The organism is Serratia bockelmannii (genome assembly GCF_008011855.1).
Lineage (GTDB): Bacteria > Pseudomonadota > Gammaproteobacteria > Enterobacterales > Enterobacteriaceae > Serratia > Serratia bockelmannii.
On sequence record NZ_VOUX01000033.1, the window covers coordinates 613,369 to 638,161 of the forward strand.

Annotated in this window: 32 protein-coding genes and 1 riboswitch; of the genes, 15 read left to right on the forward strand and 17 right to left on the reverse strand. The window is 55.8% G+C overall.

The features are described from left to right. Positions 1 to 297: 297 nt before the first annotated feature. Together sdaA and FOT55_RS19450 are read left to right on the forward strand one after the other, a co-directional pair. Positions 298 to 1,662, forward strand: a complete 1,365-nt coding sequence (gene sdaA / locus FOT55_RS19445) for an L-serine ammonia-lyase (RefSeq protein ID WP_147823897.1) — start codon at positions 298 to 300, stop codon at positions 1,660 to 1,662. A 268-nt stretch (positions 1,663 to 1,930) separates the two neighbouring features. Then, the gene (locus FOT55_RS19450; protein ID WP_025303157.1) at positions 1,931 to 3,517 is read left to right on the forward strand and encodes an EAL domain-containing protein; all 1,587 of its coding nucleotides are present in this window, start codon (positions 1,931 to 1,933) and stop codon (positions 3,515 to 3,517) included. A 16-nt stretch (positions 3,518 to 3,533) separates the two neighbouring features. On the opposite strand, the gene FOT55_RS19455 is transcribed toward FOT55_RS19450, so the two are convergent. Beyond that, positions 3,534 to 5,078, reverse strand: coding sequence for a TerC family protein (locus FOT55_RS19455; RefSeq protein WP_147823898.1), 1,545 nt, complete (start codon positions 5,076 to 5,078; stop codon positions 3,534 to 3,536). Positions 5,079 to 5,640: 562 nt separating this feature from the next. On the opposite strand from FOT55_RS19455, the gene manX reads away from it, so the two are divergent. The 5 genes from manX to mntP all read left to right on the forward strand — a co-directional run bounded on the left by manX (position 5,641) and on the right by mntP (position 9,807). Next, positions 5,641 to 6,600, forward strand: a complete 960-nt coding sequence (gene manX, locus FOT55_RS19460; protein WP_043143571.1) for a PTS mannose transporter subunit IIAB — start codon at positions 5,641 to 5,643, stop codon at positions 6,598 to 6,600. A gap of 56 nt (positions 6,601 to 6,656) precedes the next feature. Further along, entirely contained in the window at positions 6,657 to 7,457 is an 801-nt protein-coding gene (locus FOT55_RS19465; RefSeq protein ID WP_015378156.1) for a PTS mannose/fructose/sorbose transporter subunit IIC, read from the forward strand. Positions 7,458 to 7,472: 15 nt separating this feature from the next. Next, a complete protein-coding gene (locus tag FOT55_RS19470; RefSeq protein ID WP_015378157.1) occupies positions 7,473 to 8,315 on the forward strand; it encodes a PTS mannose transporter subunit IID in 843 nt (280 codons plus the stop codon). 50 nt (positions 8,316 to 8,365) lie between these two features. After that, positions 8,366 to 8,824, forward strand: coding sequence for a DUF986 family protein (locus tag FOT55_RS19475; RefSeq protein WP_025303160.1), 459 nt, complete (start codon positions 8,366 to 8,368; stop codon positions 8,822 to 8,824). Positions 8,825 to 9,042: 218 nt separating this feature from the next. Further along, positions 9,043 to 9,226: riboswitch (yybP-ykoY riboswitch) on the forward strand. A gap of 11 nt (positions 9,227 to 9,237) precedes the next feature. Further along, positions 9,238 to 9,807, forward strand: coding sequence for a manganese efflux pump MntP (gene mntP / locus FOT55_RS19480; protein ID WP_025303161.1), 570 nt, complete (start codon positions 9,238 to 9,240; stop codon positions 9,805 to 9,807). 61 nt (positions 9,808 to 9,868) lie between these two features. On the opposite strand, the gene rlmA is transcribed toward mntP, so the two are convergent. Continuing rightward, a complete protein-coding gene (gene rlmA, locus FOT55_RS19485; protein ID WP_025303162.1) occupies positions 9,869 to 10,687 on the reverse strand; it encodes a 23S rRNA (guanine(745)-N(1))-methyltransferase in 819 nt (272 codons plus the stop codon). Between the two features lie 161 nt (positions 10,688 to 10,848). Between rlmA and pgeF the strand changes: the two genes are divergently transcribed. Then, entirely contained in the window at positions 10,849 to 11,565 is a 717-nt protein-coding gene (pgeF, locus tag FOT55_RS19490; protein ID WP_043143569.1) for a peptidoglycan editing factor PgeF, read from the forward strand. 52 nt (positions 11,566 to 11,617) lie between these two features. On the opposite strand, the gene cspE is transcribed toward pgeF, so the two are convergent. The 3 genes from cspE to FOT55_RS19505 all read right to left on the reverse strand — a co-directional run bounded on the left by cspE (position 11,618) and on the right by FOT55_RS19505 (position 13,700). Next, entirely contained in the window at positions 11,618 to 11,827 is a 210-nt protein-coding gene (cspE, locus tag FOT55_RS19495; RefSeq protein ID WP_002221949.1) for a transcription antiterminator/RNA stability regulator CspE, read from the reverse strand. A gap of 41 nt (positions 11,828 to 11,868) precedes the next feature. After that, positions 11,869 to 11,985, reverse strand: a complete 117-nt coding sequence (locus tag FOT55_RS19500) for a DUF2627 domain-containing protein (protein WP_002211058.1) — start codon at positions 11,983 to 11,985, stop codon at positions 11,869 to 11,871. Positions 11,986 to 12,665: 680 nt separating this feature from the next. Further along, a complete protein-coding gene (locus FOT55_RS19505) occupies positions 12,666 to 13,700 on the reverse strand; it encodes an MBL fold metallo-hydrolase (RefSeq protein ID WP_043143568.1) in 1,035 nt (344 codons plus the stop codon). 220 nt (positions 13,701 to 13,920) lie between these two features. Between FOT55_RS19505 and FOT55_RS19510 the strand changes: the two genes are divergently transcribed. Continuing rightward, positions 13,921 to 14,211 (forward strand): hypothetical protein, encoded by a 291-nt coding sequence (locus FOT55_RS19510; RefSeq protein ID WP_043143566.1) that lies wholly within the window; start codon positions 13,921 to 13,923, stop codon positions 14,209 to 14,211. Positions 14,212 to 14,257: 46 nt separating this feature from the next. Here FOT55_RS19510 and FOT55_RS19515 read toward each other — a convergent pair whose 3' ends face one another. From FOT55_RS19515 to FOT55_RS19525, 3 genes are all read right to left on the reverse strand, one after another. After that, positions 14,258 to 15,619 (reverse strand): amino acid permease, encoded by a 1,362-nt coding sequence (locus FOT55_RS19515; protein ID WP_060433275.1) that lies wholly within the window; start codon positions 15,617 to 15,619, stop codon positions 14,258 to 14,260. Between the two features lie 175 nt (positions 15,620 to 15,794). After that, complete coding sequence (locus FOT55_RS19520) at positions 15,795 to 16,031, reverse strand: DUF4060 family protein (RefSeq protein ID WP_025303167.1); 237 nt, start codon at positions 16,029 to 16,031, stop codon at positions 15,795 to 15,797. A gap of 74 nt (positions 16,032 to 16,105) precedes the next feature. Further along, a complete protein-coding gene (locus FOT55_RS19525) occupies positions 16,106 to 16,408 on the reverse strand; it encodes a phage protein NinX family protein (RefSeq protein WP_004927682.1) in 303 nt (100 codons plus the stop codon). 169 nt (positions 16,409 to 16,577) lie between these two features. On the opposite strand from FOT55_RS19525, the gene fos reads away from it, so the two are divergent. Further along, positions 16,578 to 16,985 carry a fosfomycin resistance glutathione transferase gene (fos, locus tag FOT55_RS19530; protein WP_025303168.1) on the forward strand — a complete coding sequence of 136 codons (408 nt, stop codon included), beginning with the start codon at positions 16,578 to 16,580 and terminating at the stop codon, positions 16,983 to 16,985. Positions 16,986 to 17,024: 39 nt separating this feature from the next. Here the strand turns inward: fos and FOT55_RS19535 are convergent, their stop codons facing one another. Then, on the reverse strand, positions 17,025 to 17,303 hold the full coding sequence (locus FOT55_RS19535) for a YebO family protein (RefSeq protein WP_025303169.1): 279 nt from the start codon (positions 17,301 to 17,303) through the stop codon (positions 17,025 to 17,027). Positions 17,304 to 17,384: 81 nt separating this feature from the next. Further along, positions 17,385 to 17,528, reverse strand: a complete 144-nt coding sequence (gene mgrB / locus FOT55_RS19540; protein WP_016927395.1) for a PhoP/PhoQ regulatory lipoprotein MgrB — start codon at positions 17,526 to 17,528, stop codon at positions 17,385 to 17,387. A gap of 176 nt (positions 17,529 to 17,704) precedes the next feature. On the opposite strand from mgrB, the gene FOT55_RS19545 reads away from it, so the two are divergent. Continuing rightward, the gene (locus FOT55_RS19545; RefSeq protein ID WP_004927690.1) at positions 17,705 to 17,938 is read left to right on the forward strand and encodes a YobH family protein; all 234 of its coding nucleotides are present in this window, start codon (positions 17,705 to 17,707) and stop codon (positions 17,936 to 17,938) included. A gap of 40 nt (positions 17,939 to 17,978) precedes the next feature. Here the strand turns inward: FOT55_RS19545 and FOT55_RS19550 are convergent, their stop codons facing one another. Beyond that, entirely contained in the window at positions 17,979 to 18,218 is a 240-nt protein-coding gene (locus FOT55_RS19550; protein ID WP_025303170.1) for a DUF2766 family protein, read from the reverse strand. A 184-nt stretch (positions 18,219 to 18,402) separates the two neighbouring features. On the opposite strand from FOT55_RS19550, the gene FOT55_RS19555 reads away from it, so the two are divergent. Together FOT55_RS19555 and FOT55_RS19560 are read left to right on the forward strand one after the other, a co-directional pair. Continuing rightward, entirely contained in the window at positions 18,403 to 18,615 is a 213-nt protein-coding gene (locus FOT55_RS19555) for a YccJ family protein (protein WP_004927694.1), read from the forward strand. Between the two features lie 447 nt (positions 18,616 to 19,062). Beyond that, positions 19,063 to 19,449 carry a helix-turn-helix domain-containing protein gene (locus FOT55_RS19560; protein WP_004927697.1) on the forward strand — a complete coding sequence of 129 codons (387 nt, stop codon included), beginning with the start codon at positions 19,063 to 19,065 and terminating at the stop codon, positions 19,447 to 19,449. Between the two features lie 21 nt (positions 19,450 to 19,470). Here FOT55_RS19560 and FOT55_RS19565 read toward each other — a convergent pair whose 3' ends face one another. From FOT55_RS19565 to lysM, 5 genes are all read right to left on the reverse strand, one after another. After that, positions 19,471 to 19,824 carry a DUF1304 domain-containing protein gene (locus tag FOT55_RS19565; RefSeq protein ID WP_147823899.1) on the reverse strand — a complete coding sequence of 118 codons (354 nt, stop codon included), beginning with the start codon at positions 19,822 to 19,824 and terminating at the stop codon, positions 19,471 to 19,473. Positions 19,825 to 20,251: 427 nt separating this feature from the next. Continuing rightward, the gene (locus FOT55_RS19570) at positions 20,252 to 21,193 is read right to left on the reverse strand and encodes a pirin family protein (protein ID WP_049203954.1); all 942 of its coding nucleotides are present in this window, start codon (positions 21,191 to 21,193) and stop codon (positions 20,252 to 20,254) included. Between the two features lie 100 nt (positions 21,194 to 21,293). After that, positions 21,294 to 21,458 (reverse strand): hypothetical protein, encoded by a 165-nt coding sequence (locus FOT55_RS25475; RefSeq protein WP_162837923.1) that lies wholly within the window; start codon positions 21,456 to 21,458, stop codon positions 21,294 to 21,296. A gap of 23 nt (positions 21,459 to 21,481) precedes the next feature. After that, positions 21,482 to 21,637 carry a hypothetical protein gene (locus FOT55_RS25480; RefSeq protein WP_016927390.1) on the reverse strand — a complete coding sequence of 52 codons (156 nt, stop codon included), beginning with the start codon at positions 21,635 to 21,637 and terminating at the stop codon, positions 21,482 to 21,484. Positions 21,638 to 21,902: 265 nt separating this feature from the next. Continuing rightward, a complete protein-coding gene (lysM, locus tag FOT55_RS19575) occupies positions 21,903 to 22,349 on the reverse strand; it encodes a peptidoglycan-binding protein LysM (RefSeq protein WP_025303174.1) in 447 nt (148 codons plus the stop codon). Positions 22,350 to 22,577: 228 nt separating this feature from the next. Here lysM and FOT55_RS19580 point away from each other — a divergent pair, with 228 nt between their 5' ends. Both FOT55_RS19580 and FOT55_RS19585 read left to right on the forward strand, forming a co-directional pair. Continuing rightward, positions 22,578 to 22,769 (forward strand): YdfD/YebW family protein, encoded by a 192-nt coding sequence (locus tag FOT55_RS19580; RefSeq protein ID WP_004934567.1) that lies wholly within the window; start codon positions 22,578 to 22,580, stop codon positions 22,767 to 22,769. Positions 22,770 to 22,892: 123 nt separating this feature from the next. Beyond that, the gene (locus FOT55_RS19585; RefSeq protein WP_016927388.1) at positions 22,893 to 23,117 is read left to right on the forward strand and encodes a biofilm development regulator YmgB/AriR family protein; all 225 of its coding nucleotides are present in this window, start codon (positions 22,893 to 22,895) and stop codon (positions 23,115 to 23,117) included. A gap of 242 nt (positions 23,118 to 23,359) precedes the next feature. Here FOT55_RS19585 and FOT55_RS19595 read toward each other — a convergent pair whose 3' ends face one another. After that, complete coding sequence (locus tag FOT55_RS19595; RefSeq protein ID WP_025303175.1) at positions 23,360 to 24,442, reverse strand: porin; 1,083 nt, start codon at positions 24,440 to 24,442, stop codon at positions 23,360 to 23,362. Between the last annotated feature and the right edge of the window lie 351 nt (positions 24,443 to 24,793).

Genomic DNA, 24,793 nt, shown 5'->3' on the forward strand with positions numbered 1-24,793 from the left:
ACGAAATACCTGTAAAATACCACCGTCCGAGATAAACCACTGTAGAAACAGGGATTAAGCCGGCGGCGTTCAGCACGGAAAGCGGGCGCGATTACCGCTAATGGAGCTTGGGCGAAAGCGGATACCTCGCATAAGGGTTCGCCCCGGGTAATCAGTAAAAAAAGCGACACCACGGATTATTTAATTTCATGCGAAAAAGGCAGCCGAACCCGCACGGCCCTTTTACAATATCGCTGTTCCCTGCGCGGTTTTTAACCGCCGCAGCCATAACAATACGTCTCTTTAAGGAGTTTTAGCGTGATTAGCGTTTTCGACATGTTTAAGATCGGCATCGGCCCGTCCAGCTCTCATACGGTTGGACCGATGAAAGCCGGCAAACAGTTTGTCGACGATCTGGTAAATAAAGGCCTGATGCCTTCTATCACGCGTGTTGCCGTAGACGTTTACGGCTCACTCTCATTGACCGGTAAAGGTCACCATACCGATATCGCCATCATTCTCGGCCTGGCCGGTAACATGCCGGACACCGTCGATATCGATAGCATTCCTGGCTTTATTCGCGATGTAGAACAACGTCAACGCCTGATGCTGGCCAACGGCCTGCATGAAGTCGATTTCCCACGCGACGGCGGCATGGTCTTCCGCAGCGACAACCTGCCGCTGCACGAGAACGGCATGCAAATCCACGCCTTCGCCAGCGATAAAGAAGTGTACAGCAAGACCTATTACTCCATCGGCGGCGGTTTCATCGTCGACGAGGAGAACTTCGGTAAGGACGCCGAGCAAGAGCTGCAAATGCCTTATCCATTCAACTCCGCGCGCGAAATGCTCGACCACTGCCGCGAGACCGGGCTGTCACTGTCCGGCATGGTGATGCAGAACGAACTGGCGCTGCACAGCAAGCAAGAGATCGACACCTACTTCGGCAACGTCTGGCAAACCATGCGTGCCTGTATCGATCGCGGTCTGAACACCGAAGGCGTGCTGCCGGGGCCGCTGCGCGTACCGCGCCGTGCTTCCGCGTTGCGCCGCATGCTGGTGGCGTCGGACAAACTGTCCAACGATCCGATGAACGTGATCGACTGGGTCAACATGTTCGCACTGGCGGTTAACGAAGAAAACGCCGCCGGCGGCCGCGTCGTCACCGCGCCGACCAACGGTGCCTGCGGCATCGTGCCTGCGGTGCTGGCTTACTACGATCACTTTATCGAGTCCGTCAGCCCGGATATCTACATCCGTTACTTTATGGCAGCGGGCGCCATCGGCGCGTTGTACAAGATGAACGCGTCCATTTCCGGCGCCGAAGTCGGCTGTCAGGGCGAAGTCGGCGTGGCCTGCTCCATGGCGGCCGCCGGCCTGGCTGAACTGCTGGGCGGCAGCCCTGAGCAGGTCTGTGTGGCGGCGGAAATCGGCATGGAACACAACCTGGGGCTGACCTGTGACCCGGTCGCCGGCCAGGTACAGGTGCCGTGCATCGAGCGCAACGCCATCGCCTCGGTCAAGGCGATCAACGCCGCCCGCATGGCTCTGCGCCGCACCAGCGAACCGCGCGTTTCGCTGGATAAGGTGATCGAGACCATGTACGAAACCGGCAAAGACATGAACGCCAAATACCGAGAAACATCACGCGGTGGCCTGGCAATCAAGGTGCAATGCGACTGACAGACAACCCCGCCGCCCGGCGGGGTTTTTTATGGGCAATCAATTCATTGACCGTTTTTAGTGACAATGTCACCAGAAAATATCCTGCATTTTTCTCATCGATCCAGCGGTTAGCCTGCAAATTGACCTTCTGTTTTGCCAAATCGAAATAATTTACTGAGTTACCATCAATCTTGTATAACCTCAGGCTAGAATTAGCCGAGCGCAACTTAAGGAGCTGTGGCCTGACTGTGACTCGGAGCTGGATTACCGAACAAGGATTTACCGGATGTTGATGACCCACCTCGCCGCGTCCCAATATCGTTACTACCGTTGGCTGCTGGCCGGAGCGGTGGGCGTGGCTATTCTGTTGGTATCGCTGTATACCCGTTACTATCAAGAGGTCAAAAGCATCGAGCAGAGCCAGCAAACGTTGGCCACCCGCACCGTCGGCAAAATTGACCAGCTGTTGTCCCCCGCGCAGCTGCAGGCGGAACGCAGTATGGACATGCTGGAACAACCCTGCGAGAACGTCTCATCGACCCTGCGCTTTCGCGCCGCGCAAAATCAGGCGCTGCGCGCCATGCTGCTGGTAAAAAATGGCATCATCTACTGCTCCAGTCTGTTTGGCGCCCGACATTATCAGTTGGCTGCAGTGCTGCCGATTTTCGTCAACAGCAACGTCAGGCTGGCGCTGCGCCCTTCGTTGGCGGTGAGCAAAGGACTGCCCACGTTGGTGATGTGGACACCCTCCCCCGGCGATAGAAGCAGCGGCGTGCTGCACGTCTTCAATATCGAGCTGTTATCGAACTTTTTACTCGAACCCCAGGAGCCTTATGTTCAGCGCATGGTGCTGAACGTAGCCGACAGCAGCCTGGAATACGGGCGCCGCGAAATCCTGCGCCGCGACACCCTGACCAACGATCTGCGTTACACCGCCGGTTCCGAGCGTTACCCCTTCTCGATTTCGCTGTTCGGCCCGCAGGTCGGCATGTTGGCGTTTTCCGCACTGCCGCGCCATATCCCGCTGGCGCTGCTGATCAGCCTGCTGGCGGCCTATGTGGTCTACCTGCTCACCGCTAACCGCATGAGCCTGTCTTACCACATTGGCCATGCCATTACCCATCGGGAGTTCCGCGTTTACTGCCAACCGATCATTCACAGCGATACCGGGCGCTGTGCCGGCGTCGAGATGCTGCTGCGTTGGAAAAAGAAGCGGCAGGGGTGGATCTCGCCAGACGTGTTTATTCCGTTGGCCGAGCAGCATGACCTCATCATTCCGCTCACTCGCTATCTGATGAACACCGTGACGGAAAATCTGCAGCTGTTCCCGCCACGACCGTCCTTCTACATCAGCATTAACGTTGCTGCCGAGCATTTTAAAACGCTCAACATCATCGACGATATCCGCCAGATTTGGCTGCCGGCACATCCGATGCCCTCATTGATGCTGGAGCTGACCGAACGCACCGCGCTGTCGGCGATCCAGTATGACCAGATTCGCACGCTGAAAGACATGGGGATCATGCTGGCCATCGACGATTTCGGCACCGGCCACAGCTCGCTGAGCTACCTGAAAAACCTCAGCCCGGACGTGTTGAAGATCGACCGCGGGTTTACCGCGGCCATCGGCACCGACGCGGTCAACGCCACAGTGACCGACACCATCATTACGCTGGCGCAGAGGCTGAAGCTAAAACTGGTGGCAGAGGGGGTCGAAACGGAGGAACAGGCCGACTATCTGCGCTCACGCGAGGTCAATGCCCTGCAGGGGTATTATTTCGCCAAGCCGATGCCGATCCACGTTTTCCCGCTGTGGTTGCAACAGTACGAATCGCGCGTCAGGAAAGCGGAAGAGGATCCGCCGGAGGCCTGAGCCCCCGGCGGGAGGGTTACGACTGCGTCGGCTCGTCAAAGACAACGCGGGTAACACGCACCAATTCGATGCGATAGTCGGAGACCTCGACGATATCGAAACGCAGGTGGTTCAGTTCAATGGTGTCCCCCACCACCGGCATCTGGCCGTAGTGAGCCAACAGCAGCCCCGCCAGGGTGGCGTAGTCTGCGGTTGGGCTGACCAGGTCATCGCAGGCCAGCGCCTGTTCCAGCGAGTGCAAATCGGTTCCCCCCTTCACCAGCCAGCCGTCGCCTTCCGCCACGATATCCGGCGTTTCATCCTCGTCCGGGAACTCACCGGCAATCGCTTCCAGCACGTCCAGCGGCGTCACCAGCCCCTGCACAACGCCAAATTCATTGGTGACCACCACCAGACGCCCTTTGGCACGGCGCAGCACCGCCAGCAGTTTGATGACGTCCATGGTTTCCGGCACCACGATGGGCTGCGTGCGGGCGGCAAACTCGGCGATATCTTCCCCTTGCTCCAGCGCCACCAGCAGATCCTTGGCCCGTACCACGCCGACGATCTCATCCACCGAATCACGACACACCGGGAACAGGCTGTGCGGCGTATCCAGCAACTGGGCGCGCACCTCCTCGCGGGAGCGCTCGCAGTCGACCCAGGAGATGTCCGTGCGAGGCGTCATCACACTGCGTAATGAACGCGAGGCGAGCGTCAACACGCCGCTGATCATATAACGCTCTTCCGCCGCAAAGGTTTCATCCCTCGGCAAAGCGACCTCATCGTCCGACTGCTGCGCGCGCTGCTGCCCCATCAGGCGCATGATCGCTTCCGCGGTGCGCTCGCGCATCGGCCGACGCGCTTGATGCTTGATGAAGTTGCGACGCGCGATCTGGTTGAACAATTCAATCAGGATCGAGAAGCCGATCGCGGCGTACAGATAGCCTTTCGGAATATGCAAACCGAAGCCTTCGGCGATCAGGCTCAGGCCGATCATCAACAGGAAGCTCAGGCACAGCACCACGATGGTCGGGTGCGCATTGACGAAGTTGGTCAATGGCTTGGATGCCAACAGCATCACCGCCATCGCGATCACCACCGCCGCCATCATTACCGGCAGATCGTTCACCATGCCTACGGCGGTAATCACCGCATCAAGCGAAAACACCGCGTCCAGGATCACGATTTGCACCACCACCGCCCAGAACTTGGCATAACCGCGGTTGGCGCCATCCTGGTGCGTCTGCCCTTCCAACCGCTCATGCAGCTCCATGGTGGCCTTGAACAGCAGGAATACCCCGCCGAACAGCAGGATAAGATCGCGGCCAGAGAAGCTGAAATCGCCGACGCTGAACAGCGGTGTGGTCAGGGTTACCATCCAGGAGATCACCGACAGCAGGCCCAAACGCATCAGCAACGCCAGCGACAGGCCGATAACGCGCGCCTTATCGCGCTGCTTCGGCGGCAATTTGTCGGCCAAAATGGCGATGAACACCAGGTTGTCGATGCCCAGCACGATTTCCAGCACCACCAGCGTAAGCAACCCCGCCCAAATAGAGGGGTCCATTAAAAATTCCATATCAGACTCCAGAAAAAAGTGGGAATGAGCGCTCGCCGCTCAGACGTGACGATGCCGCCGCTGCATGGGCGCAGTCGACAATAGCAAGGTGACGGGATGGGGTTACCGGGAGATGGCCGAAGGGCCGAACAGCATATACAACGCCAGCAGGTGGCGGGTGAAACCTGGAAAAACAGTAACTTCGGTGACAGTCCATAGGGAGGGCTGAGGCCCTTCACTCCTTAGTGATGAAAGAAGGAATTACTGTATCAGGATTTTTCTGGGGGACAAAGCGGCTTTTTCAACGGCGGTTTAGGGTGGCGCCACACCATATCGTCTGCGACAGCTAAGATTTGTCCGAGCATTCAATAGCGGAGCAGCGTCACAAAAAATATTTTTTCACTCACTAAAATAAATCTCGCGTTCGTGAAGTATCACGCACAGGCATTTGAAACTGCGTGAGAAATGTTAGGCGTGCGTTTCTTTTTTTCTACCATAATGTATCTGAACCGCGGAAGTGACTGCCAAGACGGCGCGGAGAAACGACACACACCGCGTCTGGAGTTCAACGAGGAGGTAGCGAGTGGCAATAGCTATTATCATCGGCACACACGGGGCTGCAGCGGAACAACTGCTGAAAACGGCGGAGATGTTATTGGGCGAGCAGGACAACGTCGCCTTTATAGACTTCGTTCCCGGTGAGAATGCCGAAACGTTAATCGTCAAGTACAACGAAAAAATCAGTGGGTTGGATACCAGCGGCGGCGTGCTGTTCCTGGTGGATACCTGGGGCGGCAGCCCGTTCAACGCCGCCAGCCGCATTGCGGTCGACAAAGAAAACTATGAGGTCGTCACCGGGGTCAACATCCCGATGCTGGTGGAAACCTTCATGGCGCGGGACGACAACCCCGCTTTCGATGAACTGGTGGCGCTGGCGTTGGAAACCGGCCGTGAAGGCGTGAAAGCGCTGAAAAAACCGCAGGAAGAACCCGCAAAACCCGCAGCACCCGTCGCCAAAGCCGCTGCCCCTCAGGCGCCGCTGGGGCCGAACGACCACATGAAAATCGGCCTGGCGCGCATCGATGATCGCTTAATCCACGGCCAGGTTGCTACCCGCTGGACCAAAGAGACCAACGTCAGCCGCATTATCGTCGTCAGCGATGAAGTCGCCGCCGACCATGTGCGCAAGACCCTGCTGACCCAGGTTGCCCCGCCGGGCGTCACCGCCCACGTGGTGGACGTGGCGAAGGCCATCCGCGTCTGGAACAACCCGAAATACGCCAACGATCGCGTGATGCTGTTATTCACCAACCCGACCGACGTCTGGCGTTTGGTGGAAGGCGGCGTGGAGATTACATCCGTCAATATCGGCGGCATGGCGTTCCGCCAGGGGAAAACCCAGGTGAACAACGCCGTTTCCGTCGATGAAAAAGATATCGAAGCGTTTAAGAAACTGAACGATCGCGGTATCGAGCTGGAGGTGCGTAAGGTCTCGTCCGACAGCCGGCTAAAAATGATGGACCTGATTAACAAACTCAGTTAGTGGCGCCAGCCGCTAATTATTTTACTCAGAGCTTTTTTGGTCATAGGAGAAGTGCAATGGAGATCACCACTCTTCAGATTGTGCTGATATTTATCGTTGCCTGTATCGCCGGGATGGGTTCCGTCCTCGACGAGTTCCAGTTCCACCGTCCGCTGGTCGCCTGTACCCTGATCGGCTTTATCCTCGGCGATATGAAAACCGGTATCATCATCGGCGGTACGCTGGAAATGATCGCCCTGGGCTGGATGAACATCGGTGCGGCCGTCGCGCCGGATGCTGCCCTGGCGTCCATCATCTCGACCATTCTGGTCATCGCCGGCGGGCAAAGCGTCGGCGCCGGTATCGCCCTGGCCATTCCGCTGGCGGCGGCCGGCCAGGTATTAACCATCATCGTGCGTACCCTCACCGTGGCGTTCCAGCACGCGGCGGATAGCGCAGCGGAGCGCGGCAGCCTGCGCGCCATTAGCTGGATCCATGTCGGCGCCCTGCTGCTGCAGGCGATGCGTATCGCCATCCCGGCGGTCATTGTCGCCATCTCGGTCGGCACCGCCGGGGTACACGCCTTGCTCAACTCGATCCCGGAAGTGGTCACCAGCGGCCTGAACATCGCCGGCGGCATGATCGTCGTGGTCGGTTACGCAATGGTGATTAACATGATGCGCGCCGGCTACCTGATGCCGTTCTTCTATCTCGGTTTCGTTACCGCCGCCTTCACCAACTTCAACCTGGTGGCGCTCGGCGTCATTGGCGTGGTGATGGCCGTGCTGTATATCCAGCTCAGCCCGAAATACAACAAGTCTCAAGTTGTACAGGCCGGCCCGGCTAACGCGAACGATCTCGATAACGAACTCGACTAGGAATAGGTGAGAGAAATGGTTGATACAACTGCTCAAAAGAAACTCACGCCGGCCGATATTCGCGGCGTATTCCTGCGTTCGAACCTGTTCCAGGGTTCATGGAACTTCGAACGCATGCAGGCGCTGGGTTTTTGCTTCTCGATGGTGCCGGTGATCCGCCGCCTGTATCCGGAAAACAATGACGATCGCAAACAGGCGATCAAGCGTCACCTGGAGTTCTTCAACACCCACCCTTACGTGGCGGCGCCGGTGCTCGGTGTGACCATGGCGATGGAAGAGCAACGCGCCAACGGCGCGCCGATCGATGACGCCGCAATCAACGGCATCAAGGTCGGTTTGATGGGGCCTTTAGCGGGCGTCGGTGACCCGATCTTCTGGGGCACCGTGCGACCGGTGTTCGCCGCGCTTGGGGCGGGCATCGCCATGAGCGGCAGCCTGCTTGGACCGATCCTGTTCTTCGTGCTGTTCAACCTGGTGCGCCTGCTGACCCGCTACTACGGCGTGGCCTACGGTTACCGTAAAGGGGTCGATATCGTCAACGACATGGGCGGCGGCTTCCTGCAGAAACTGACGGAAGGAGCGTCCATTCTCGGCCTGTTTGTCATGGGGGCGCTGGTCAACAAGTGGACGCACGTGAATATCCCGCTGGTGGTGTCCAAGATAACCGACCAGACCGGGCATACCAACGTCACCACGGTGCAGACCATCCTCGACCAGCTGATGCCGGGCCTGGTGCCGTTGCTGCTGACCTTCGCCTGTATGTGGCTGCTGCGCAAGAAAGTCAACGCGCTGTGGATCATCATCGGCTTCTTCGTCATCGGTATCTTTGGCTATTGGATTGGCCTGCTGGGCCTGTAATCGTTCGAAACGGCCGGGGGGCAACCCCCGGCTTTTTTATGGAGCAAGAGATGTCACTGACCGACGCCGTACTGATGCTGTTTATCGCCCTGCTGTTGCTGTATTCGCTGTACGACGAATTCGGCATGGATCTGCTGAAAGGTAAAACGCGGCTCAAAGTACCGCTTAAACGCCGCCACCGCCTCGACAGCCTGATTTTCGTCGGCCTGATCGCCATTCTGATTTACCGCAATGTCACCGACAACGGTGCGGTATTAACCACCTATCTGCTTATTTCTTTGGCGTTGCTCGCCATCTATATTTCTTATATTCGCGCTCCCAAGATGGTGTTTAAAGCGCACGGTTTTTTCTTCGCCAATGTGTTTGTCGAATATAACCGCATTAAAGCCATGAATTTATCGGAGGACGGCATTCTGGCCGTCGACCTGGAACAGCGCCGGCTGTTGGTTCAGGTGACCCACCTGGACGACCTGGAGAAGATTTACCACTTTTTTGTTGATAATCAATAAATAAAGAAAAATTAACGTTATTTTAGCTCAAACCTTGCGCTGCTTATGGGTAATTAATCGGCAGCGCAATCTCCTTTCTGACTATTATTTCTGCAACATTGTTACCCCTGGCTACATTATATTCCCGCATGAAATTAGATTAATGAAAACGAGTCTCAATTAAGAACAAACATTGCCATAGAATAAGGTTGTCCGTGGCGGAAATAATATGATATGGTTGCGCCGTCATTGGGGAGTAGCCGGTTTCTGGAGAATAAAAAGCCAGAAACGCCCGTATCAACATACTCGTTTCGCCGTAAGAAACGTGGTGCGGGCAGCCAGGTAAGGTTGGCGAGACCATAGACACGTAACTCCGTCGTTTGGTTGGGGGTGGGTTACGTGTATATGGAGCCACCCGGCCGAGGCTATTTCACATGAACCTTTCAGCAACGCTTATTCTCGCTTTTGGCATGTCCATGGATGCTTTCGCCGCGTCGATCGGCAAAGGTGCCAGCTTGCATCAACCCCGTTTCCGCGAAGCGATCCGCACCGGCCTGATCTTCGGCGTGGTCGAAGCGATCACCCCGCTCATCGGTTGGGCCATCGGCCTGTTCGCCAGTCAATACATCATGGAATGGGACCACTGGGTCGCCTTCTCGCTGCTGTTCATTCTCGGCATGCGCATGATCGTCGAAGGGGTACGTAACAAGCCCGATGAAGAAGAGAAGGTCAAACGTCATGGTTTCTGGTTGCTGGTCGCCACCGCCATCGCCACCAGCCTCGACGCGATGGCCATCGGCGTCGGTCTGGCTTTCCTGCAGGTGAACATCGTGCATACCGCGATGGCCATCGGCTGCGCCACCATGATCATGGCGACGCTAGGCATGATGATCGGCCGCTTTATCGGCCCACTGCTGGGCAAGCGCGCCGAAATCCTCGGCGGCGTGGTGCTGATCGGTATCGGCGTCAACATTCTGCTGGAGCACCTCGGCTACCTGGCCTGAAGCGCTCGCTTTGAAAAAAACCTGCCGCGGCAGGTTTTTTTGTTTTTGAGTTCAAGGCCCCTTAAGCGCGACGTCGGTACAACGCCAGCACGAAGTCCGTCTCGCACACAAACTCGCCGCTCTCGGCCAACCGCTGTTGCACCTCCGGCGTGGCGCGCCAGGCGAACGGCGTCATCTGCAGCAGATTGGCGGCCTGCGTGCCCGGTAGGGTCATCGTATAGGCCAGCGCCTCTTTGCGCTCGCAGTCGAATCCGGCGAACTGTTCATCCTGTTCGGCATGCAGCTGCACCTGCTGGTACACCTGCTCTTTCAGCTGGTACAGATGACGCGGGCCCGGCGACACCGTCAGCACCACGCCGCCCGGCTTCACTACCCGTGCCAGCTCCTCCGCCTTGCAAGGTGCATAAATGCGCAAGACCGCATCCAACGCCCCATCGGCGAACGGCAAACGGTGACTGGAAGCGACGCAGAACGAGACCGCCGGATAACGTTTAGCGGCGTAGCGGATCGCCACCTTGGCGACATCCAGCCCATTGACCGCCATATTGCGCTCCTGGGCCAGCCTGGCGGCCACCGCGGCAGTGTAATACCCTTCCCCACAGCCTATGTCCAACAACGCGCCAGCATCGGCCGCCAGCGCCAAATCCAGCCACTCGGCCACCTGCTCTTGCAACGGCTGATAATATCCACCGTCGAGAAACGCTCGCCGCGCCTGCATCATTTCCGCGCTGTCTCCCGGCTGCTTCGATCGCTTGTGCTGTACCGGCAGCAGATTGACGTAGCCCTCTTTAGCTTGATCGAACTGATGATTGCCGTCACAACGCCAGTGTTGTGATGAAAAATGCAGCGATTGATGACACAGGGGACATTGATAAGACATGAATGGGCTTCCAGAGAGACAGGGCGCGGCTAGTCTAAAGAAGGCGCCGGTTTGATGCAAGGCGCATCCCCACTCGCTTTCGCCGCCAACAACACCTGGCCAAGCGGGGAAAAAGCTGGCTACACTGAGAGTCTGTTTTCTCACGCAGGTGAACATAACTTATGAGCGATCGTTCCGCGCTGCTCGATGCGGTGCCCCACATTCAGCACGGCTTCGGCAGCAAACTCGCGCTGCTGCCAGGGCATCTGCTGCCCTACAGCGCCACGCTGCCGGAAAAAAAGCAGGTACACGGCACCCGCATCGTCGACGTGCTGCAACCGGCGCAGGCGTGCGGCGAGGCCGATGGTTTCTACACTCGCCAGCCCGGCATTCTGATCAGCGTACTGACGGCGGACTGTCTGCCGGTGCTGTTCAGCCGCCGCGACGGTGGCGCTATCGCGGCGGTACACGCCGGCTGGCGCGGGTTACTGGACGGCATTCTGGAGCAGATGGCGTCCCGCATTCGCCAAGATGGCGACACCGCCGATTGGGTGGTGTCTATCGGCCCCGCCGCCGGCCCATGCTGCTACGAAGTCGATGAAGCGCTGGTGGAGAATTTTAAACAGCGCCTGCCGCTGCCCGCCACGCTGATCAGCCCGCATTACCGGCATCTGGATCTGGCCGCAATTGCCGAATACAAGCTGACGGAGCTCGGTTTCGCCGCCGTTGACCGCGCCGGCAGTTGCACCATCTGCACGCCGGACGTCGACCCGCAGCGGCCGCAGCGCTTCAAATACACCAGCTATCGCCGCAACAGCCATCGGCGCGCGCAGGATCCGACGCATCCGGGGATCAAAGGCCGCAACCAGTACGCAGGCATCGTCATCGCCGCCGGATGACGGAAACGAAAAAGCCCGCGCGAAGGCGGGCTTTTTGTACAGCTGACGCTGATTAGATAGCAGTAACGTTTACTGCAGATGGGCCTTTCTGGCCATCTTGGATTTCGAACTCAACGTTCTGGCCTTCAGCCAGGGTTTTGAAGCCGTTACCCTGGATTGCAGAGAAGTGTACGAACACGTCTTTGCTGCCGTCAGCCGGGGTGATGAAACCGAAACCTTTAGACTCGTTGAACCACTTAACTTGACCTTTGATCTTTGCCATCTTGAGTATTTCCTTTGGATTGTTTAAACCGCCCGTGGGCGTTACATAGACAAACTAGAGTCGTTACTGCTTGAGGCACTAAGATAAGGATCGGCAGAGAAGCGGTATTCAACGCTAACGTCTTTACTCAGAACTTCTTTACTGAAAATGCCACACATATACAGAACTGTACCTCGTTTTACCCAGATGCGTTATCACATACTCTGTATGCGATGGCAAGCCATTTTTAATCACTGAACGACATGTCGCACATATTTGAAACGGTCGAGAGCCACATTTGCTTAAATAGGCCAAAAGATGTTGAAGCATCGGCTATTTTCTGCTTGCTAAAACCACCGCACCAGACCCCGCATTCTGGTGGAGTTTTAACAAAACTTTCATCGTTTTGTCGCATGTCCGTCTCGTCATTTTCGCTTTTTTGCCGCTTATAGCGTTAAAAAATTTGAATCTTTATGGAATTTGATATGCAACATTTGAATATCGATGAACGGGGGCCAATTTATTCATCGCTGCTCCGCCCCTTTACCGTCGAAAACGCATCATCATCAGCCTTCAGCCCTGCCGCCACACCGCGCGAGCAGGAGCAGCACACAGGCGGGCGATGATGTTACCGTCCTGCACAACGGTTGCATAAGCATGCAACGTCCAGACGCCTCTCCCGCTGGCCAGTGGCTTCATCCTAAATAATCCGAAAACCATCAGTCCGAATAACCGGAATAATCTTATGAATAGCAAAAGTGTGGCGTTGAATTAAATCCTGAAGATCGGGTGGTTATTTGAATCACCACCCGCACTTATCAATTTTGCTAATTACTGCCGCGCTTTCAAACCGTTGCTCTTATTCTTTCCTCTGTACCGCAGGGCGAAGAGACCACGCTTGCTGAGAATCCTGCAACGCGATGCGCTCGCCAATCTTCAGCGGGTGGAATTGATGCTGTTCAAGCCCCGCCTCACTCAGCGCCAGATTCAACTGCTGCGGCGGTTCGTCCAGCGACTCATCCGCCAATTCGAATACCCCCCAATGGATGGGAATGGCGCGCGGCTGATTGAGTTGACGGTACAGCGTCACCGACTGCTGCGGATCCATATGCTGCTCCTGCATAAACCAGCGCGGTGCGTAGGCGCCGATGGGCAGCGCCGCCACGTCGAACGGCCCCAGCCGTTGACCAATCTCCGCCAGCCGTTCCGAATAACCGCTGTCGCCGGAAAAATAAAACCGCAGCCCCGGATGGTGGATCACCCATCCACACCACAGTGAGCGATTGCGATCCCACAGCGTGCGCATGCTCCAGTGGCGCGCCGGCGTGGCGTAGACCGTCAGCTCGCCCAACGGCAGACTCTGCCACCAGTCCAGCTCATGCACCTTCAGCCGATAACGGCGGAACCAGCGCTTCAAGCCGAGCGGCACGATGAACTCGGCCTGAGGGAAACGCCGCGCCAATTGCCGCACCGTGCGCCTGTCAAGGTGGTCATAATGGTTATGGGAGATCAGTACCGCATCCACCGCCGGCAGTTGCTCCACCGTCAGGGGCGGCGGCGTTCTGCGCTTCGGGCCGTAAAAGCTCAGTGGCGATGCACGTTCGGACAACACCGGATCGATCAGGATATAACGCCCGCTCAACCGCAGCAGCATCGAGGCATGCCCCAACCACCAGACGCTGTCGTCGTTGCCGCTGAGATCGGCAGGCTGCCACCAGCGTTCGGTAAATTGTGCGTAACCCTGCTGCGGCGGCTTGGGCAATCCCTGGCGCTTGCGTTCATCTTGCCAACGTTGAAGGTCCCCCTCCTGACGCCGCGAAGGTTCCAGGTTGCGAAATCCCTCCGGCGTATGATGCGCCTTGGCCGCGTCGTAATAACGGTTGATTCTTTTCATCCAGCCTTTTCTCCCGACCACTGCGCCCTGCACGGGCATGACTTTCAGTGTAACAAACCCGATGAAGCTCGCACTTTGTCAGCCGTGCGCTGCATCTCGGGACCTTTTGCCGTATGCTGTTGTCTCACTCCGGTGAGACAGCCAGGGCCGCCAAGAGCCCGTTAAGACTCTCTTAAGATCTTTGTGATTGACTTGTAGGGCATACAGAAAAGGAGAAGTTATGAGTCGTTCTACATCCCGCAAATCAGGCTCAAGCCTGGGGCGCCGTATTCGCAGCGCGCTGCTGGCGCAGAAGCAATACTGGAAAATGTATTTCGCCATGAAGCTGCGCCGCGTGCGCGTACCTGCACCGCTGGTGCTGCTGGGCGGTTCGCTGCTCGGATTCTTCATGTTGACCCTGCTGATGCTCAGCGTGGTGGCCATCGACGTGATCAGTACTCTGCTGTTGCTGTGCCGGAAACTGCTGGGGCGGGGGCACGGAGAGGGGCGCGCCTTTATGCCGCGCGGCTAACGAGAAGAGAAGCGGAGGCGCGCCATACGCCTCCGCAGCAAACAGATTAACGCTTGGCGTCTTTGCGGCGCGTCAGCATAAACCCGCACCACAGCACCGCAACCCACAGCGGCATCAAAAGCACCGAAATACGGATCCCTTCGCTGAAATACATAATCACCAGAATCAGGCCGAGGAACGCCAGGCACAGGTAGTTGCCGTACGGATACCACAGCGCCTTAAAGCTGGGAATGACGCCCTGACGGTTCTTGGCAGCGCGGAATTTCAGGTGTGCCAGGCAGATCATCACCCAGTTGATCACCAACGTTGAAACCACCAGCGCCATCAGCAGCTCAAACGCCTTACCGGGCATCAGGTAGTTAATCAGCACGCCGATCGAGGTAATCAACGCCGACAGCGCGATGGACAGCACCGGCACGCCGCGTTTATTCACACGCGTCAGCGCCTGCGGCGCGTTGCCCTGGCTGGCCAGCCCGAACAGCATGCGGCTGTTGGCGTAAACGCCGCTGTTGTAGACCGACAGCGCGGCGGTCAATACCACCACATTGAGCACGGTCGCCACCAGATTGCTGTTCAGCGCATGGAAGATCAACACGAACGGGCTGCCGCCCTCCACCACTTGCCCCCACGGATAGAGCGACAGCAGCACGGTCAGCGAGCCGATATAGAAGATCAGAATGCGGTACACCACCTGATTGGTGGCTTTGGGAATGCTGCGACGCGGGTCGGCGGCTTCCGCCGCGGTGATGCCGACCATTTCCAGCCCGCCGAACGAGAACATGATCACCGCCATCGCCATCACCAGCCCGGAGAAGCCGTGCGGCATAAAGCCGCCCTGCTGCCACAGGTTGGTGATGCTGGCCTGTGGGCCACCGTTGCCGCTGGCCAACAGCCAGGCACCGAACACGATCATGCCGACAATCGCCACCACTTTGATGATGGCGAACCAGAACTCGGTTTCGCCGTACAGGCGCACGTTCACCAGGTTAATCAGGTTGATCAGCACGAAAAACAGCGCGGCGGAGGCCCAGGTGGGGATTTCCGGCCACCAGTACTGAATGTAGATGCCGACGGCGGTCAATTCCGCCATACCGACCAAAATGAACATTGCCCAGTAGTTCCAGCCGGAAAGGAAACCGGCGAAATCGCCCCAATATTTATAGGCAAAGTGGCTGAAAGATCCGGCGACCGGCTCTTCCACCACCATTTCGCCCAGCTGGCGCATGATTAAAAACGCGATAAAGCCGCCGATGGCGTAGCCCAACAGCACGGCGGGGCCGGCCATTTTGATGGTTTGCGCAATGCCGAGAAATAAACCGGTACCGATGGCGCCCCCGAGGGCAATAAGCTGTATGTGTCTGTTTTTTAAACCGCGTTTTAGCGGAGTATCCTGATGCTGACCGCCCATCTTATCCTCATATGGCGTACACCCTTGCCGTTATCGGCCAAGATTTCACCAATCAATAAATGTATCTGCGGGCGGCTTTTTAACACTTAACCCCGTGAGCATCAAGGAGAAGCGCCCCGAGACGGCGTAGCGGAGCGCGATTTTTTAACCGTGAGAAAGCGTGAAATGGCGGCGTTCAGCCAGGCATGCCGCACAGTTTGGTCAGGTTGCGCGCGCCTATCATCAGCGTGGCGACATAAGATTGGCGACGCGTGACCACTTCCACCGCCACGCGATCGTTTTGATATTTTATCAGGTAGGTCGAGGGCCAACCCTGACGACGCTGGCCAAAGCTTTCGGCATGACGATCGATCGCCGCATGGGCAATCACCAGATGAGACAAGTTTTTATCACCTTTGATAATGCGCTTCATAAACAGCCTCCGCCAACGACAGCTCTGTTATTAGAAAAAGGAGAAACTCTTACCAATCACCGGTATTGTTCGACTCAGTTAGCCTGCCGGCTCATCAGGAAGCAGATCATCGCCGCGCGCAGCGGGCTGGCGCTGTCCGCCTGCCATTCACCGCCCTGGGTGCTCATGCGCGCCTGCCACTGCGGGCTGTCGCTTTGGTTGTCGGGGTTCAGACTGATTTTGTTGGCGCAAATAATCGGCCAGGCATCGGAGGGATTCTTGCAGTAATCTTTACCTTTCACGCCACCGTAGGGATACCACTTGTCCGGGTTCTCTCCGGTCAGCAGCGCGATGCTGCGGTTCACTTCGGCATCGCTTTCTTCGTACCATTTAATCATCGGCTTCATCCATCTTTCGTAAGGTTCGCGCTACATTACGATGTCTGTAAGACAGTTTTATGACAGTGCCGCCGGTTTTCACATTATCTGAACTAATGTTTTGCTCCCTTTAACTTTTCTCCCCTTCTGCGTACACTTTTCCTCTGTTTAGCGCCCAGGAAACGCACGCATGTTGACCGGCCTCAACCACCTGACGCTCGCCGTCAGCGATCTCGATCGCAGCTTCGATTTTTATCGTCATCTGTTGGGGTTTACTCCTCACGCCCGCTGGCAAGGCGGCGCCTATCTGTCGTTGGGGGCGTTGTGGCTGTGTCTGTCATTGGATGAGGCCCGCATGCAACCACGGGAGCGTGATTACACCCATTACGCCTTCAGCGTCGCGCCGGAACACATTGAACGGGTCAGCGAGCGGCTGCGCCAGGCCGGCGTCGAAGAGTGGAAAAGCAATCGCAGCGAAGGCGAATCGCTCTACTTTCTCGATCCCGATGGGCATCAGTTGGAGATCCATGCCGGCGATCTGGCCAGCCGCCTGGCGGCATGCCGGGAAAAACCGTATCAGGGCATGGTGTTTTACTGAAACGCCCCGGCGACGCTGCCGCCGGCCGGAGCATCATGTTCAACGTTCGGGGATAAAACCTTTGAAATCCAGCGCGGGGCTGAGATCGTCGTCGTCAGCCGCAGCGGCGCCGTCAGCGCCTGCGCTGTGCGCCAAACGCTTCAACAGCGCCGTTTGCTGGCGTTGTTGCTCGGCAATTTCCTGCAGCAGGCGAATCTGCTCGTTGGCGCGCACACTGGCGCGGTTCACCAGGAACCAAACCCACAGCCCGGCCAACAATGCCACAACGGCGAGCGCCAGCGACAACAGGCCGTTCTGGCCAAAACCTAAATCGTACATGGACAACCCTATCTACTGCGAAATTCAGGCCGCCATCTTAGCACTCGCGGCGGCCGTGCGAACATCCCTACCGAAAATTGCTTACCAGGGCACGAAGCGGGTCACCGAACAGATGCCCAACGCAAAATTTCCACCGTCGTCGCAATAGCTATCCAGCGCCAGCAGGTAGAAAAACAGGCAGGCAGCGACGGCCGTCATTATCACGAGGATTTTTTTTCGCAACAAATTTAGCAGCCTCATTGTTATCTGGGTAATCTATCGCGCATGTTATCACAGCGAAGTTAAACGAAGTTTAACTTTCCGTTTAGATTTCTGGCTATTGCCCGGTTTTCAGACTGTTACCCTTGTCGTCGCGCGGCAGTCATGGCTAGATGAACCCTCAGGGATAATGAGGAAGCGCAATGAGCAAATTGATTAAGTGGGTACTGGTGCTAGCGGTCATTTACGGCGGTTTTTTGATCTCGGGTTACGGCGTGCTGATCGGCAGCAACAAAAACGTTGGCGGGTTGGGATTGCAGTGCAAATACCTGACGGCGCGCAACGTGGCGATCGCCCAGTACGTGAATGGCGACAACGGTTTCATCGGCGTAGCCGACTGCCCGTTGTTCAAGAAAATCGAAACGGTGGTGGATTAACCGCCACCGCCCGACGCCGTCGCTTTGCGGCGGCCCCGCCTCAGCTGCGGGTGAATTTCATCTCGATCAGCGCAATCGCCTTGTCAATCGCTCGGCGTGTCACCGGATCGGCACCTGCCGGGTGCGTGGAGAAATCAATGCTTTTTAGCTGACCCGCCATCTTGTCGCGCACTTCGGTCGGCGCAATCACGTCGATAACGTCCAAAATCTGTTTGATGACCAGTTGGCAAGCGACCAGATCGGAAGCCAGTTCCTGCTCGTTGCTCAGCATGTCAGACATAATAACTTTCCCTCTTGATTCAAACGCCGCACAGAATAGCACGGCGTCCGCGCCATTGCCCGCTCTCCCCGTTTTTTTCCCCTTCTGCGCACCGCCGGGCAAAAGCCCGCGTCGGATTAGCCTATACTTGCAGCATGACGGTGGCAAAAAACCACCCATAAGCCACAACCAACAGGAGAAAGTTATGGCGAATCACAATGTGAAATCCTGGGCGACAGTGCGTGAAACTTCGGTGGAAATCGCCGAAGCCATTTTTGAGCTGGCAGGGAACGACGAAGTGTTGGCGCAGAAAATCTGGGAAGAAGGCAGCGATGAAGCACTGGAGAAGGCCTTTGCCAAAACCACCGCCGACCAGCTTTATTGGGGAGAGGAAACCGTCGAGCGGAAAAACGTTTGAGCGCCCGCGCAACAAAAAGCCCGGGTTTCTGACCCAGGCTTTCCCGATTAGCGAACGCCCCGCTCAGCGGCGTGCAATGTCTCTTGCTCTCACGGCTCTTCACCTCCCACACTTTCCGCATTTTTCATGCTCATCACCGGCATCGCCATAAAAGCGCCGACGCCCACGATTACAACCAGAGTAATAATCACTGTCATTAACATGCGATCACCCCATCAACGTTGAGTTGTTACGGCTGACTCTGTTTTGGCGGTTACTTGCTGTGGCCTTCTTTCCGTCCCCCACCGCGGCGGCGACAGTCTCAGATTAGCCGTTTTTCCTTTCTGCTGACAAGCGGCGGTTCAACGGTTTTTCCGAATAATCCCCCCCGGTCATCGGTGGCGTTTTTGTCCACGGCGGCAAGTTGTGTATACTTCACCGCTATGTAGGTCTCACACTGACGCACTGATGATACAAGAACACCACCTCTCATTGGTCTGCGCCCTCAGCAAATGGGTCGAAACTCACCTCGGACGAGTGATCCATCTCGAAGAGTTGGCCGAGTACTCCGGCTACTCGCTGTGGCACATGCAGAAGCTGTTCAAAGAAGCGACAGGGATTTCGCTCGGCAAATACATTCGCGAACGCCGTCTGGCCGGCGCGGTCTATCAACTGCGCAGCAGTGAAGCGTCGATCTTCGATATCGCCCTGGACTTTGGCTTCGGTTCACAGTCCCACTTCACCTACATGTTCAGAAAGCGTTTTAATATCACGCCCTATGATTTTCGCCAGGATTTGAGCGTCGATCTGCACATCGATCCGCCGCTGCACGTCATTCATCAAAAATCCGCCTGAAGCCCGCCGTAAACCGGCGGGTTAACGCGTCCCCCAGACCGCCAGTATCGCGATCGCGGCCGGCAGAGCCTGCACCCAGAGAATTTTACGGCTGGCGCTCAGGCCGCCGAATACGCCGGCCGCCAGCACACACCCGAGAAAAAACAGCTGCAGCGCCATATCCTCACGCCAGTAGCTCCATGCCAACCCCAACGCCAGAAAGCCGTTGTACAACCCCTGATTGGCGGCCAACACCCGCGTGGCTGCAGCGAACTCCGCCGTCGTGCCAAATGCGTGTCTGCCGAGTGGCGTACGCCACAGGAACATTTCCAACACCAGGATATAAAGATGGAGCGCTGCGATGAGCAGCAACAAAATATCGGCAAAGAGCTTCATGATGATCCCTGTCGTTTATTGAAGATGTCGTCAATTATAAACGCCGCCTCTCACCTCCCCATCGATAGAGATAAAAAAACCCGCCGAAGCGGGTTTATGCAGGAGTCATTTTTTGAGGTTAGTTTAATACGGCGACCAACAATGCCGCGACAGAGACCCAAAACAACGCCGTGGCAACCACGACATGGGACAGTCTTGCACGATAGAGTACCTGGCTCATAATGACCTCACTGACATCTGACTAACGGGAGACAACCTGACTTCCTGAGGATTATCCTAAACTTCTTCTCGTTGTCATTATATGCGCCAGATCACTTTTCCGCCGAGAAACCTTATATTGTCCTAAAGCTGGAGCCGCGATCACATTAATTACGTCTTATTAGAGCGAAATAAGCCGAATAACCGCGGCGATTATATCCTAACGCTATCAAACATCGCTCCAGGGCAGGCGTGGCGCGGTCATGCGCTCACCAGAATAACCGTCAACCGCCGGGAAACGCGGCGCCTCTTGCTCCCAATCATGCTGAGCCTGAGTAATTTCAGCTTTGGTATGGCCAACGAAATTCCACCAGATAAGGATCTCTTCGTTTAGTGGCACTCCACCGATTAATAATCCCCGGCTGCCCTTCCGTGCATTTAACCCAATAGAGTTATTCTTCATGCCCAAATAGGCAAACTCATCAGGTGAAAAAGTTTCACCATTAAGTTCAAATGCACCAATAAGGGGCAAAAAGCCGATTTCATAATCATCGCGCAGCGGCAATTCTATCCTCGCCGCTTCCTGCCACTCCATATCAATGGCAATTAGTGGCGAGAAAGCAAACACCGGTGAACGATAAGCGCCAAATTCCCCGACCAACAAACGGTGATTCACGCCGTTATTCTGCCATTGTGGCAAGTCAGGATAGTGATCGAAACGTGGCGCCATGTCGGCATGTTCGGCCGGCAGCGCGATCCATAATTGTGCGGCATGCAATCGCCGCTGCTCGCCCACCGACTGTTCCGTATGCGCAATGCCACGCCCTGCGGTCATCAGATTAACCTGCCCTGGGCGAATCACTTGCTCACTGCCGAGGCTGTCACGGTGCAGCACTTCACCCTCTATCATCCAGGTGAACGTTTGCAGCCCGATGTGCGGATGCGGCCCCACATCCATGCCGGGCGAGGTGCCGTTGAATACCGTCGGTCCAGCGTGATCGAGAAAACACCAGGCGCCGACGGTGCGCCGCTCCCGAGTTGGCAACGCACGATTGATCGGGATACCTCCCACTTCGGCATTACGCACGGCAATACGTTGTATCTGGCGCACGCCGTCAACGACAGGGCATTCGCGTGAAGATGAAGAGAGCGTAGGACGTGACTGACTCATCGCAAAGACCTCCTGAATGGCGCCGATTCGCCAAGGGTACCCCCAATCTTAACACAGGGTAGCCCCCACAGAGCGGCGACGCTCAGCGCGTTCGCGCGATTCAGGACGCTTTGATATAGCAGCTCTTGATGTCTATATCGTCATGCGCGTGCCTGAGATCGGAGAAATAGGTCACGCCAAAGAGAATTGATACCACCAGCAGCACGGACACCAACAGGCCGATGATCGCCAGCAGTTTGGTTTCATCATGGAGATTAGGCTCCATTTTATCTCCCCTAGTTAATCGCGTCAGGTCACCCACAGCGTGACCGCCAGCGTAAAGATAATCAGTGAGCAGGACGCCACCGCCAACACGACGATCGCAAATTGCGCATCACCCAAGGTTTCTCGATAATTTTTATCCGTTGAGGCGTTACGCTGTTGTTTCACTAAATCGGTTTTCACTCGTTCAACTGCTGCATTGCTGTTTGACGGGGCAAAATATCCCCTCAGAATAAGGCACGCACGTTGGCGCCTTGGTCGTTCCGGCCTCAACCGGGAGATGACGCTATCAATTTTCCCCATCAGGGTCAACACCGCCCCTGCCGGCGAGCGAGCAGGGACACAGGGGAGATGTAACTGGCATGGAGATCGCAGGGAAATAAGAGACGCCTATTGCAGAGGGCAAAAAAAAGCCCGGTACGCAACCGGGCTATGGCAGACCTACGCGTTATTGCGGGATACGCAATACCTGCCCCGGATAAATCTTGTCCGGGCTCGACAGCATCGGCTTGTTGGCTTCAAAAATCTTGTTGTACAGATTGGCGTTGCCGTACATCTCTTTAGAGATCGCGCTCAGCGTATCGCCCTTCTTCACGGTATAGAAGCGGCTCTCGGCGTCGGGTTGCGTCACCGCCACCTTGTCTTCCACCCCGCTGATACCCGCCACGTTGCCGATAGCCACCAGGATCTTCTCTTTTAACTCCTGGCTGACGGCATCGCCGGTCACTACGGCTTTACCATCGACCACCTGCACATCGACTTTGTCGGTGCCCGGCAAGCCGCTCTTATCGAGATGCTCCTTGAGTTTGGCGCCTTGATCTTCGGCGGAGGCATTGCCGGTGACTGTGTCCCACAGTTTTTCTCCCGCTTCTTTGACGAAGTTAAACAAGCCCATATTCACTCCTTTTGATGGTTGCATTAATGCGTTTATGTAAGGCTTGTTAAGCTTAGCATCGTCAAAAGGATATGCCATCCGCTCACGGCGCCAGAAACGGGTAGAGTATTCCGAAAGTGTCGTCAGCGGCGTTTCAACGGTGATTAATTGCGCAATGATGCTGAAAAATCGTGCTTTTTTACCTACACTGTTGCAGACAAGGCAACTCGACGAAGGAGGCGTGCAACGATGTACGCATTGGTGATGTTTGTCTGTTATCTGGATGGTGGCTGCAGTGAAATGGTGGTCGACATATTGCGCGACGAGCCACAATGCCTGGTCGCGATGAAGGAACAGAACTTGCGACACGCCGGTTGTTATCCCATGGAAGAGTTCATTGACGGCTTCTGGTTGCCAGCCAGCGAATATTCGGATTTTTAATTCCCTCCCCGCGCGATGCTGAGGAATTTCTGATTTCATCAGAAACTTCGCCTTCCTCCGAGGCATAAGGCCGCTGTTTTGCTAAATTGCGGCTCCCGAAGAAGAGAGAGACAGAGAAAGGTCATGCCAGCATCAGCTCATTCCAACGAGCAATATGAAACTCTGCTGCGCGACGTCAGCCTGGCGTTAGGCGACGCAGTGTTGCAGTTAATCAAAAACCATAAAAAAGTATCCGGCGGCAATATTCTTTCACAGCTGGTGACCGAAATAGAGCGGGAGCAGGATCAGCAACGTTTCGCCGCGCTGCGTTCCGCCATTGAGCTGGTCGGGTTGGCACCCAAAGGCTGAGTTCCCGATAAAACAAAGGCAGGGCTTGCGCCCTGCCTGAGGTTAATGACAAACCTGATGACATTACCAGGTTTACCGAAGACAACCTTTAAAATAAGGAAAATCAATTCATTGATTTTCGACTGCTCACCACAAAGGAGGAAAAACCACGCTTTTTCCTCCTTTGTCAGCAAGCTAAGGCAGGGCTTACGCCCTGCCTGATTACCACTCCCGACACAGGATGAAGGTAATGAAATTGCCGCTTAGAAGCGATACGTCAAGCTGACGGCAACGATATCATCGTTGGCCAGTTTCAGTTTGTTATTGTCGCTCAGCTGGTTGATTTGATAATCAACGTAGGTGTACATATTTTTGTTGAAGTAGTAAGTCGCCCCCACTTCCACATATTTCACCAGGTCGGCATCACCGATCCCTTCGATATCCTTGCCTTTGGACTGCACGTAGCCCAAGGAAGGACGCAGGCCGTTTTCGAACTGATACTGGGCCACCACTTCGAAGTTTTGCGTTTTATTGGCGAAGCCGGAGGTGCCATTGACGCTGATCGGCGTCATGTTACGGGTTTCGGCATACATCGCGGCCAGGTAAACCTGGTTGGCGTCGTATTTCACTGCGGTGGTCCATGCAGTGGCGCTGTCGCCCTTACCATACTGCAGCTCTTTTTGCTTGCTGGTGCGATTAGAATCAGAGAACGCCGCCGCTACGCCGATGCCGGAACCGCCGATGTCCTGGTAGTCCAGGGACAGGCCGTAACCGTCGCCGTTTTGCTTGGTCACGCTGCGACCGTCGCCGTCGTTTTTACCCTGATACTGCACCGCCAGATTCAGGCCTTCCACCAAACCGAAGAAATCACGGTTACGGTAGGTAGCCAAACCGTTGGAACGGGCGGTCATAAAGTTATCGGTATAGCTGTAGGAGTCGCCGCCGAATTCTGGCAGCATGTCGGTGTAAGCCTCGGCGTCATACACCACACCGTAGTTACGGCCGTAGTCGAAAGAACCGTAGTTGCCGAATTTCAGCCCCGCGAAGCCCAGACGCGTTTTGGTGCCGGCGGTGCCCTGCGCTTCGTCGTGATTGGCCTGGACGTTGTATTCCCACTGACCGTAACCGGTCAACTGGTCATTGATTTGCGTTTCGCCTTTGAAGCCCAGGCGAACATAGGTCATATCGCCGTCATTGGACTTACTGTCGCTGAAATAATGCTTGGCGTTAACGCGGCCGTACAGGTCGAGTTTATTACCATCCTTATTGTAGATTTCAGCCGCGTTGGCGAAGGAGGTGATCGCCCCGAGGGCGACAGCTAAGGCTAATACACTGCGTTTCATCATTTATTTTCCTAGATATTATAATTAGAACCCTGCCCGTCACGCCCAATTTATAGTTTGGGCTGTGATTTTATCTTTTGGTATTTTATGAGCCCCCCTAATGTGGGGTGATGTGACATTAGCATCATGAATCAAAACTTAAAATCAAAAAGTTCATGAAACAACGAGGAGAAAGCATGTTTATTTGTAACCAAATATTTCAAAAAATAAAATACATAACTTATTGAATATAAGAATTTTTTATCACATAACTTATAACCAAAATGGTGCATCGCACTCTTTTGGTGCATTTTGGTTTCGTTTTGCGTGCTTTCTGCGCGATTCAAAAGTAACAACAAAATTAGCATGGTTATT

Excerpts from the sequence above, each read along its gene's own strand:
- FOT55_RS19465 (WP_015378156.1), top strand. The coding sequence starts at position 6,657 with ATGGAGATCACCACTCTTCAGATTGTGCTGATATTTATCGTTGCCTGT.
- FOT55_RS19545 (WP_004927690.1), top strand. The coding sequence starts at position 17,705 with ATGAGCAAATTGATTAAGTGGGTACTGGTGCTAGCGGTCATTTACGGC.
- lysM (WP_025303174.1), bottom strand. The coding sequence starts at position 22,349 with ATGGGCTTGTTTAACTTCGTCAAAGAAGCGGGAGAAAAACTGTGGGAC.
- FOT55_RS19455 (WP_147823898.1), bottom strand. The coding sequence starts at position 5,078 with ATGGAATTTTTAATGGACCCCTCTATTTGGGCGGGGTTGCTTACGCTG.
- FOT55_RS19585 (WP_016927388.1), top strand. The coding sequence starts at position 22,893 with ATGCCAGCATCAGCTCATTCCAACGAGCAATATGAAACTCTGCTGCGC.
- FOT55_RS19535 (WP_025303169.1), bottom strand. The coding sequence starts at position 17,303 with ATGTACGATTTAGGTTTTGGCCAGAACGGCCTGTTGTCGCTGGCGCTC.
- FOT55_RS19450 (WP_025303157.1), top strand. The coding sequence starts at position 1,931 with ATGTTGATGACCCACCTCGCCGCGTCCCAATATCGTTACTACCGTTGG.
- rlmA (WP_025303162.1), bottom strand. The coding sequence starts at position 10,687 with ATGTCTTATCAATGTCCCCTGTGTCATCAATCGCTGCATTTTTCATCA.
- FOT55_RS19515 (WP_060433275.1), bottom strand. The coding sequence starts at position 15,619 with ATGGGCGGTCAGCATCAGGATACTCCGCTAAAACGCGGTTTAAAAAAC.
- FOT55_RS19520 (WP_025303167.1), bottom strand. The coding sequence starts at position 16,031 with ATGAAGCGCATTATCAAAGGTGATAAAAACTTGTCTCATCTGGTGATT.
- FOT55_RS19550 (WP_025303170.1), bottom strand. The coding sequence starts at position 18,218 with ATGTCTGACATGCTGAGCAACGAGCAGGAACTGGCTTCCGATCTGGTC.
- FOT55_RS19565 (WP_147823899.1), bottom strand. The coding sequence starts at position 19,824 with ATGAAGCTCTTTGCCGATATTTTGTTGCTGCTCATCGCAGCGCTCCAT.
- FOT55_RS19570 (WP_049203954.1), bottom strand. The coding sequence starts at position 21,193 with ATGAGTCAGTCACGTCCTACGCTCTCTTCATCTTCACGCGAATGCCCT.
- FOT55_RS19475 (WP_025303160.1), top strand. The coding sequence starts at position 8,366 with ATGTCACTGACCGACGCCGTACTGATGCTGTTTATCGCCCTGCTGTTG.
- FOT55_RS19580 (WP_004934567.1), top strand. The coding sequence starts at position 22,578 with ATGTACGCATTGGTGATGTTTGTCTGTTATCTGGATGGTGGCTGCAGT.
- FOT55_RS19560 (WP_004927697.1), top strand. The coding sequence starts at position 19,063 with ATGATACAAGAACACCACCTCTCATTGGTCTGCGCCCTCAGCAAATGG.
- FOT55_RS19525 (WP_004927682.1), bottom strand. The coding sequence starts at position 16,408 with ATGATTAAATGGTACGAAGAAAGCGATGCCGAAGTGAACCGCAGCATC.
- pgeF (WP_043143569.1), top strand. The coding sequence starts at position 10,849 with ATGAGCGATCGTTCCGCGCTGCTCGATGCGGTGCCCCACATTCAGCAC.
- FOT55_RS19500 (WP_002211058.1), bottom strand. The coding sequence starts at position 11,985 with ATGTGTGGCATTTTCAGTAAAGAAGTTCTGAGTAAAGACGTTAGCGTT.
- mntP (WP_025303161.1), top strand. The coding sequence starts at position 9,238 with ATGAACCTTTCAGCAACGCTTATTCTCGCTTTTGGCATGTCCATGGAT.
- cspE (WP_002221949.1), bottom strand. The coding sequence starts at position 11,827 with ATGGCAAAGATCAAAGGTCAAGTTAAGTGGTTCAACGAGTCTAAAGGT.
- FOT55_RS19555 (WP_004927694.1), top strand. The coding sequence starts at position 18,403 with ATGGCGAATCACAATGTGAAATCCTGGGCGACAGTGCGTGAAACTTCG.
- FOT55_RS19595 (WP_025303175.1), bottom strand. The coding sequence starts at position 24,442 with ATGATGAAACGCAGTGTATTAGCCTTAGCTGTCGCCCTCGGGGCGATC.
- FOT55_RS19510 (WP_043143566.1), top strand. The coding sequence starts at position 13,921 with ATGAGTCGTTCTACATCCCGCAAATCAGGCTCAAGCCTGGGGCGCCGT.
- FOT55_RS25475 (WP_162837923.1), bottom strand. The coding sequence starts at position 21,458 with ATGGAGCCTAATCTCCATGATGAAACCAAACTGCTGGCGATCATCGGC.
- FOT55_RS19505 (WP_043143568.1), bottom strand. The coding sequence starts at position 13,700 with ATGAAAAGAATCAACCGTTATTACGACGCGGCCAAGGCGCATCATACG.
- fos (WP_025303168.1), top strand. The coding sequence starts at position 16,578 with ATGTTGACCGGCCTCAACCACCTGACGCTCGCCGTCAGCGATCTCGAT.
- FOT55_RS19470 (WP_015378157.1), top strand. The coding sequence starts at position 7,473 with ATGGTTGATACAACTGCTCAAAAGAAACTCACGCCGGCCGATATTCGC.